The sequence below is a fragment of the Mizugakiibacter sediminis genome (genome assembly GCF_000953855.2).
Classification (GTDB): domain Bacteria; phylum Pseudomonadota; class Gammaproteobacteria; order Xanthomonadales; family Rhodanobacteraceae; genus Mizugakiibacter; species Mizugakiibacter sediminis.
In genome coordinates, this window is record NZ_DF970273.1 from 1 (window position 1) to 8,283 (window position 8,283).

The 8,283-nt window shown below is 69.4% G+C and carries 8 protein-coding genes and 1 tRNA gene; 8 read left to right on the plus strand and 1 reads right to left on the minus strand.

The genetic code is table 11. The annotated features are described in order from the left end of the window. The 4 genes from ybgF to MBSD_RS14455 all read left to right on the plus strand — a co-directional run. Positions 1–465, plus strand: a 465-nt coding sequence (ybgF, locus tag MBSD_RS14440) for a tol-pal system protein YbgF (RefSeq protein WP_082306695.1), incomplete at its 5' end; no start/stop codon positions are given. A gap of 13 nt (positions 466–478) precedes the next feature. Beyond that, the gene (gene queE / locus MBSD_RS14445) at positions 479–1,168 is read left to right on the plus strand and encodes a 7-carboxy-7-deazaguanine synthase QueE (RefSeq protein WP_062537993.1); all 690 of its coding nucleotides are present in this window, start codon (positions 479–481) and stop codon (positions 1,166–1,168) included. 110 nt (positions 1,169–1,278) lie between these two features. Then, positions 1,279–1,953 carry a 7-cyano-7-deazaguanine synthase QueC gene (gene queC, locus MBSD_RS14450; RefSeq protein ID WP_062537994.1) on the plus strand — a complete coding sequence of 225 codons (675 nt, stop codon included), beginning with the start codon at positions 1,279–1,281 and terminating at the stop codon, positions 1,951–1,953. 73 nt (positions 1,954–2,026) lie between these two features. Further along, positions 2,027–2,101: transfer RNA gene (locus tag MBSD_RS14455), tRNA-Lys, on the plus strand. Between the two features lie 7 nt (positions 2,102–2,108). On the opposite strand, the gene MBSD_RS14460 is transcribed toward MBSD_RS14455, so the two are convergent. After that, complete coding sequence (locus MBSD_RS14460) at positions 2,109–2,288, minus strand: hypothetical protein (protein WP_062537995.1); 180 nt, start codon at positions 2,286–2,288, stop codon at positions 2,109–2,111. A 155-nt stretch (positions 2,289–2,443) separates the two neighbouring features. Between MBSD_RS14460 and MBSD_RS14465 the strand changes: the two genes are divergently transcribed. The 4 genes from MBSD_RS14465 to MBSD_RS14480 all read left to right on the plus strand — a co-directional run. Next, positions 2,444–3,574 carry a sensor histidine kinase gene (locus MBSD_RS14465; RefSeq protein ID WP_062537996.1) on the plus strand — a complete coding sequence of 377 codons (1,131 nt, stop codon included), beginning with the start codon at positions 2,444–2,446 and terminating at the stop codon, positions 3,572–3,574. Further along, a complete protein-coding gene (locus tag MBSD_RS14470; protein WP_062537997.1) occupies positions 3,571–4,335 on the plus strand; it encodes a LytR/AlgR family response regulator transcription factor in 765 nt (254 codons plus the stop codon). Before MBSD_RS14465 ends, MBSD_RS14470 begins: the two co-directional genes overlap by 4 nt. A gap of 432 nt (positions 4,336–4,767) precedes the next feature. Next, complete coding sequence (locus tag MBSD_RS14475; protein ID WP_062537998.1) at positions 4,768–5,691, plus strand: helix-turn-helix transcriptional regulator; 924 nt, start codon at positions 4,768–4,770, stop codon at positions 5,689–5,691. Between the two features lie 131 nt (positions 5,692–5,822). Continuing rightward, on the plus strand, positions 5,823–8,283 hold a 2,461-nt coding region (locus MBSD_RS14480), incomplete at its 3' end, for a TonB-dependent receptor plug domain-containing protein (RefSeq protein WP_062537999.1).

The following is an 8,283-nucleotide window of genomic DNA, read 5'->3' on the forward strand; positions in this document are numbered from 1 at the left end:
AGCACGGCCGCGCCGGCTGCGGCGCCCGCGCCGGCGGCCGCGCCGGCCGCGCCGGCCGCTTCCGGCGGCACGCCCGCGGAGGCGCAGGCCGCCTACGACCAGGCCTTCCAGTCGATCCGCGGCGGTGATTTCGCCGAGGCCTCGCGGCGCTTCAAGGCCTTCATCCAGCAATACCCGAACACCGACCTCACGCCCAACGCCTACTACTGGCTGGGCGAGTCGTACTACGCCACGCAGAACTACCCGATCGCCGTGGACGCGTTCCAGAAGGTGCTCGAGCGCTACCCGCAGAGCGCCAAGGCCGCCGACGCGCTGCTGAAGGTCGGCTACTGCCAGTACGAGCTGAAGCAGTGGGCCGCGGCGGAAGCCACGTTCAACAGCGTGATCGCCAAGTATCCGAACACCACCCCCGCCCGCCTCGCCGAAGGGCGCCTGCGCGCGCTGAAGCTGCAGGCCGGGCGCTGAGAAGCGCACGGCGATGACCGCGATCGTTCGCGAAGCCGCGGAAGCGGCGGCACCGGCGTCGGCGACGCGGCTGCGCATCACCGAGATCTTCCACTCGATCCAGGGCGAGGCCGACGCCGTCGGCTGGCCGACGGTGTTCGTGCGCCTGACCGGCTGCCCGCTGCGCTGCACCTGGTGCGACACCGAGTACGCCTTCCACGGCGGGCAGTGGCGCGACCTCGACACGATCCTCGCCGAGGTCGCGGGCTACGGCGCGCGCCACGTTTGCGTCACCGGCGGCGAGCCGCTGGCGCAGAAGCGCTGCCTCGCGCTGCTCGCGCGGCTGTGCGACGCCGGCTACGAGGTGGCGCTGGAGACCTCCGGCGCGCTGGACGTCTCCGGCGTCGACCGCCGCGTGCGCAAGGTGATGGACCTGAAGGCCCCCGGCTCCGGCGAGGCCGCGCGCAACCTGTGGTCCAACCTCGAGCATCTCACGCCGCGCGACCAGGTGAAGTGCGTGCTGGCCGACCGTGCCGACTACGATTGGGCGGTGGCGCGCCTGCGCGAGCACCGCCTCGCCGAGCGCTGCACGGTGCTGTTCTCGCCGGTGCACGGCGCGCTGGCGCCGCGCGAGCTCGCCGAATGGATCCTCGCCGACCGCCTGCCGGTACGCTTCCAGCTGCAGTTGCACAAGGCGCTGTGGGGCGACGTGCCGGGGCGGTGAGCGGGGCAGGGTCAAAGGTCAAAGGTCAACAAGAGCCCGCACCCGCAACGCTCGCCTTTGACCTTTGACCTTTGACTTTTGACGTCCTCCTGCAACCGGAACACTTCCGCATGACCACGCCACGCAACGCCGTCGTCCTCGTCTCCGGCGGCATGGATTCGGCGGTGACGCTGGCGATCGCGCGCGAACGCGGCTTCGCCTGCCACGCGCTCAGCGTCGCCTACGGCCAGCGCCACACCTCCGAGCTGGACGCCGCCGCGCGCATCGCGCAGGCGCTGGGCGCGCTCGCGCACAAGACCGTGCAGGTGGACCTGCGCAGCATCGGCGGTTCGGCGCTGACCGACGACATTGCCGTGCCCGAACAGGGCGGCGCCGGCATCCCGGTCACCTACGTACCGGCGCGCAACACCATCATGCTGGCGATCGCGCTCGGCTGGGCCGAAGTGCTGGGCGCGGCGGACATCTTCTGCGGCGTCAACGCGGTCGACTACTCCGGCTATCCCGACTGCCGACCGGCTTTCATCGAAGCCTTCGAGCGCCTCGCCAACCTCGCCACCAAGGCCGGCGTCGAAGGCGCGCAGATCCGCGTGCACGCGCCGCTGCTCGCGATGAGCAAGGCGGCGATCGTGCGCGAAGGCGTGCGCCTCGGCGTCGATTTCGCCGCGACCGTGTCCTGCTACCAGGCCGACGCCGACGGCCGCGCCTGCAGCCGTTGCGACGCCTGCCGCCTGCGCGCGCAGGGCTTCCGCGAGGCCGGCGTGGCCGATCCGACGCGCTACCGCTGACCCGGACGGCCGGTTAGAATTCGCAGCCCCGGTCGAGCCGGGGCGCGCATCGTCGCCCGATCGCGGCACATCCGGGCCGTTAGCTCAGCGGTAGAGCAGCGGACTTTTAATCCGTTGGTCGAAGGTTCGATCCCTTCACGGCCCACCACCCCGCATCACGCCGCGCGATCGAGACGCACGACATCCAGCAGGGTCGCGTATCGCTCGTGCAGGCGCGCAAGCTCGCCCGCCTCGGCGGCCATCCGCTCGTCGCCGCGGGCGCGGCACTCGCGGGCAAACCGGCGCCATACATCGGCCAATTGGCGTTCGCGCGCGGCGGCGAGGAAGTCGTGCATGACGGGCTCCGGCGACGGGAAGGAGCGCAGTCTGGCCGGCGCCTGTTGCAGGCCGCGGCCGGGTCGGTGACGGCGACGTGACGCCGCGCGCCGGGGCGTGCGCGATCTGCGCCGGAGCGGTGCCGGTGGACGCCGGACGCCCCTAGAATGGCCGCGTGAACACCGAGCGAACCGCGCGCGCGCCTTCCTTCGTCCCCGTGCTGCTGGGCGGTTGGGCCTTGCTGATCATCGGCATCGCCGCGGGCACCCTGCCGATGTGGAGCGACCGCAGTTTCGTGGTCTGGCGCGCGGCCTACACGGTCTGCTGCATCCTCGCCAGCCTGCTCGTCGTGGCGATTTGCCGCGAGTTGTGGCGACGCGGCGCGAGTTTGCGCGTGGCGGCGGCGGTCGTGATGCCGGTGACGCTCCTGCTCGGATTCCTGTGTTCGGCCACGGCGCTGTACGTGGAAGTGCAGGTCAACCACATCTGGCCGCCGGCGGCGACGGACGGGGCCGGACGTCCGTTGACGGAGTTCCACTGGTCCGTGGCCATGCCGGCGGTGGCGAGCGGCTGGTTCACGGTCCTGCTGTGGGCCGTGCTGTATTACAGCTTCCGCCACCTGGTGGCGCTGCGGGACGAACGCCAGCGCGCGCTCGAGGCTGCCGCGCTGGCGCGCGACGCCGAGTTGCGCGCGCTGCGCTACCAGCTCAATCCGCATTTCCTGTTCAACACGCTGAACGCGATCTCGACGCTGGTGCTGCGCCGGGAAGCCCGCGACGCCACGCGCATGATCGCGCGCCTCGGCGACCTGCTGCGCGCCACGCTGGAGGGCGAGGGCGGCCACGAGGTGGCGCTGGCCGACGAGTTGGCGTTGACCGAGCAGTACCTGGAAATCGAGAAGATCCGTTTCGGCGAGCGCCTGCGCGTGCAGCTGGAAATCGCTCCGGACACGCTGCAGGCGCGCGTGCCGCACCTGCTGCTGCAGCCGTTCGTCGAGAACGCGATCCGCCACGGCATCGCGCCGCGCAGCGAGGGCGGCACGCTGCTGCTGCGCACGCAGCGCGATCGCGATCGCCTGCGCCTCGGCATCAGCGACGACGGCCTGGGGCGGATGGCGCTGCACGCGCGGTCGCTGGACGGCGAGCATCACGGCATCGGCATCGACAACGCGCGCGCGCGGCTCGACCGCATGTACGGCGGCGACTACTGGTTGCAGATCGACTATCCGGCGGCCGGCGGTTGCGTGGTGGAGATCGAGCTGCCCTTCTGCACGGAAGACGAGGCGGTGCTGCGGAGGGCGTCGTGAAATTGCGCGTGCTGGTCGTCGACGACGAGCCGCTGGCCCGGCTGGGCGTGCTGACGCGGCTGGCGGCGATGCCCGACATCGAGATCGTCGGCGAGTGCGGCGCCGGCCTGGAGGCGGTCGCCGCGATCCGCCAGCACGCGCCCGACCTGGTGTTCCTCGACGTGCAGATGCCCGACGTCGACGGCTTCGGCGTGCTCGAGGCGCTGGCCGGCGAGACGCTGCCGCTGGTGGTTTTCCTGACCGCCTACGACCGTTTCGCGCTGCGCGCGTTCGACATCCACGCGGTCGATTACCTGCTGAAGCCGATCGACGACGAGCGCTTCGCCGAGGCGGTGCGGCGCGCGCGCGCGGCGATGATGCTGCGCGACGGCGATGCCTGGCAGCAGCGGCTGCTGGACATGCTTGCCGAGCGCAACGGCGTCGCGCCGCGGCACGCCGAGCGTTTCGCCATCCGCACCGGCAGCCGCGTCGCCTTCGTGGCGGCCGCCGAGATCGACTGGATCGAAGCGATGGGCGACTACGCCGGCCTGCATGTCGCCGACAAGACCCACCTGTTGCGCGAACCGCTGCATACGCTGGTGAATCGCCTCGATCCGCGCTGTTTCCTGCGCGTGCACCGCTCGGCGATCGTGCGCCTCGACCGCGTCGCCGAACTGCGCACGCTGCCCAATCGCGACGGCGAACTCCAGCTCAAGGACGGCACCCGCCTGCGCGTCAGCCGCAGCTACAGCGACGCCCTGCGCAAGGCCCTGGCCGGCTGAGAGGCTGTGAAAAAACAGCCTCCCAGGCGAGCCATGGACGGCTCGCGCGCGAAGCGAGGGCGCAAGCGCTTGCTTCGCGGGAGCGAGTCCGGACCTGTGCCGGACTCACGACTGAAAAAATTCACAGGACGTGAGTTTCTTCACAAGCGCTGAGCCGCAACGGTTCGGCGCGGCATCCGCACGGTTCGTCGCGGTCCTCCCACGCGCTGCATACCGATCGCCGGCGGCGGCAGCGGCCGCTCGTATATTGGCTCCGCGCATTCCGAAAAAAGTGGTTCTGGAGGCGCGTGATTTGCGCCATTAGCGTGCACTCGTCCCATCCGTGAGGAACAGACGATGAAGCATGCAGGTGTGGTGTGCCACGCGGGTCCCGGCGCGTGCCGCACCTCCGGTCCGATGCCGGGCGGCACGATCGGTGCAGCGGGGTGAGCCATGCGGATCGAAGCACTGCGCATCGAAAACGGGCGATGTCTCGACCTCGAGCGTCAGCCCCAGCCGTCGGCCGCCATGCAGGAAGGCCTGCTGGCCGTCCTCGCCGAACCCGATGTCACGCTGCACGTTCCCGCCGGCGCGGTGGCGCTGTGGTGTCCGCTCGCCGGAGAACTGCGCCTCGGCATCGACGACGGCGGCAGCACGATCGGACGGCTCTCGATCAATCGCGGCGTCGTGTGCGTCAGCGACGACGAACGCACCCGCACCACGGCCGTGCTGCACGGCGGCGCGGCCATCGCGGTGCTCGGCAAGCATCCCTCGTGGTCCAGGGCGCTGTCGGCGTACGACGCGGCCAGTCTGCCGGTACCGGCGATCTTTCCGCAGAACGTGCAGGCCGCTCCAGGCGCGCGCCGGCGCATGGTCGCGTTCGTCCACGCCGCGCTGTGCGGCGACGCCGGCTGGCGGCTCGCCGAGCTTGCGCGCGCCGTGCAGGCGATGCAGGCGCCGCTGACCGCATGCATCGATCGCAGCCCGGGACGTTCGGCCAGCCGGCGCCGGCAGTTGTTCCTGCGCTTCCAGCGCGTGCGCCAGCGCATGGCGCTCAACCCGCGCCACGATCTCGACGTGCCGGCGCTGGCGCGGATGGTGAACTACTCCACGTGGCAGTTCATCAAGGTGTTCCACCAGATCTATGGGGAAACGCCCTACGCGTATCTGCTGCGCTGCCGCGTCGAGCATGCGCAGCGCCTGATCGTGCGTTCCGAACTCGGTATCGGCGAGGTGGCGCGCGAGTCCGGTTTCGAGAGCCGCGCGACATTCAACCGCGTCTTCAAGGAACACACGGGAATTCCGCCCAGCGCGCTGCGCAGCGCCGCGCTCATGGGCGCGGCAGGACGGCCGGACGCGCGCATGCGTGCGGGCTGACGAGTGGCCGTCATTTCGCCAATTGCTGATGAACTCGCGGCCAGCTTTCACGCATCACGAAATATTTACCTCCATTAGATTGGCCGACGCCGTGCGTTTGCCGGCCTGACCTTCATTCCAAGGTGAAACTCATGAATTCAACCGTGCTCGGACGATCCATCCAGCGCGCCCTGCGTGCGTCCCCGACCCAGGCCGCGTGGGCGACGCTGCCGGCGCTGTTGCTCGCAGCGCCCGCATTCGCCCAGCAGGCCGGCGATGCTTCGGCCACGCCGCAGAAAGCGCAGTCGCTCGAAACCATCGTGGTCACCGGTTCGCGCATCCGCCGCGTGGACCTCGAGACCGCCAACCCGGTGTTCGCCATCGACCGCGCGCAGATCCAGCAGTCGGGCAAGCTGACGATCGGCGACCTGGTGCAGGAGGCCCCTTCCGTCGCCGGCGCGGCCGCCAATCCGAACGTCAACAACGGCGGCGGCGACGGTGCGTCCACCGTCGAACTGCGCGGCCTCGGCGCCCAGCGCACCCTGGTGCTGATCAACGGCCACCGCGTGATCGCCAGCCCGTCCGCGGGCGGCGTCGACATCAACCAGATCCCGGCCAACCTGGTCGAGCGCATCGAAGTGCTGAAGGACGGCGCCTCGGCGGTGTACGGCTCGGATGCGATCGGCGGCGTGGTCAACATCATCCTGCGCTCGAACTACCAGGGCGCGGAGTTCAGCGCCGACTACGGCATCTCCGACCGCAACGACGGCGAGCGCCGCGGCTTCTCGGCGACGTTCGGCCAGACCGGCGACAAGGGCTCGGTGATCGCCGGCATCAACTACAACAAGTTCGACCCGATCTCCTCGGCGGACCGCGACTACGCCAAGGACGCCACCTATCTGTACAGCGGCGCCATCACCAAGATCGGTTCCAGCCGCACGCCGCTTGCGCATGTCTATCTGCCGGGTGCCAACCCTGCGTACGATCCTAACGACCCGTCGAAGGGGCCGAAGTTTTTCCCGGGCACGCTGGCCGCGCAGTACGGCTGCAGCTCGGTGATCGCCAAACCCGGCGCCACCGGTTCGAGCCAGTCGGACTATCGCTGCTACACGAACGCAGATAGCTACAACTACCAGGCGGTCAACCTGATCCTGACGCCGCAGGAGCGCACCAGTGCGTTCGCGCTGGCGAACTACCAGTTGAGCGACAGCGTGTCCGCCTACCTCGACGTGTTCCACAACAAGACCACGTCGCAGTTCGCCATCGCCGCGCTGCCGTTCGATGCGCTGTCCGACGGCGTGAACATTTCCGCGCAGAGCTACTACAACCCGTTCGGCATCGATTTCGGTCCGTCGTCGGGCTACAACCTGCGTACCCGCTGGACCGGCCTCGGCCAGCGTGTCGGCTCCTTCGCCACCGCCACCGACACCGTGGTTGGCGGCTTGAAGGGCAACGTCGGCGACACCAGCTGGCAGTGGGATGCCGGTTTCACCTACGGCCACATCAGCCAGTTGTTCCAGTTCGGCGGCACCGTGTACTACGCCGGCCTGCGCGATGCGCTGGGCCCGTCGTTCCTCGACACCGACGGCGTGGTCAAGTGCGGCACGCCGGGCAACGTGATCGAGGGCTGCGTGCCGTTCAACATCTTCGATCAGTCCGATCCGGCGCAGACCGCGGCCCTCGCCAAGTTCTCCGCCAACCCCTACACCAATGTCGTGAAGACGCTGCGCCAGGCCGAAGTGAACGCCAACGGCGAGCTGTTCAACCTGCCCGCGGGCACGGTCAGCCTGGCGGTGGGCAGCGCCTATCGCAAGGAGTACCAGCGCACCAGCGTCGACTTCATCGCCCAGGTCACCGACCCGGCAACGGGCACCTGCGCCGTGTCGCAGTCGGCCTGCGCGTCGTCGCTGACCGGCGGTTTCAACGTCAAGGAGGCCTATGCCGAGCTGTTCGTGCCGGTGTTGAAGGATCTGCCGTTCGCGCGCGCGCTGAACGTGATCCTGGGGTCGCGCTATTCGGACTACAGCAACTTCGGCAACACCACCAACAGCAAGCTGGCGGTGGAGTGGCGCCCGATCGACGACCTGCTGCTGCGCGGCACGATTTCGGAAGTGTTCCGCGCGCCCAACATCTCCGAGTTGTACGGTGGCTTCGCCGGCAGCGCGCCCTCGTTCTCGGATCCGTGCGTCGACTACAGCGGTTCCGGCAAGCCGCATGCCTGCCAGTATGTGCCTGCCGGCTACAACGGTTCCGGCATCGGCCAGGTCACCGCGGTGGCCTCCGGCGCACTCGCCGCGGGCGTGAACCTGAAGCCCGAGCTCGGCAAGTCGTTCGACTGGGGCTTCGTCTACGACCCGCACTGGCTGGACGGCTTCTCGGTCAACGTCGATGTCTGGCGCATCTACCTGAACGACACCGTCCAGGCGCTGGGCGCGCAGACCATCGCCAACCTGTGCTTCAATTCCGACACGACGGCGACGCCCGGCATTTTCTGCAACTACGTGCACCGCAACCCGGTCAGCGGCGACGTGCTGTACATCACGGCGCCGACGGTGAACCTGGGCCGGCGCGACACCCGCGGCGTGGACTTCGGCTTCAAGTACCGCCTGCCGG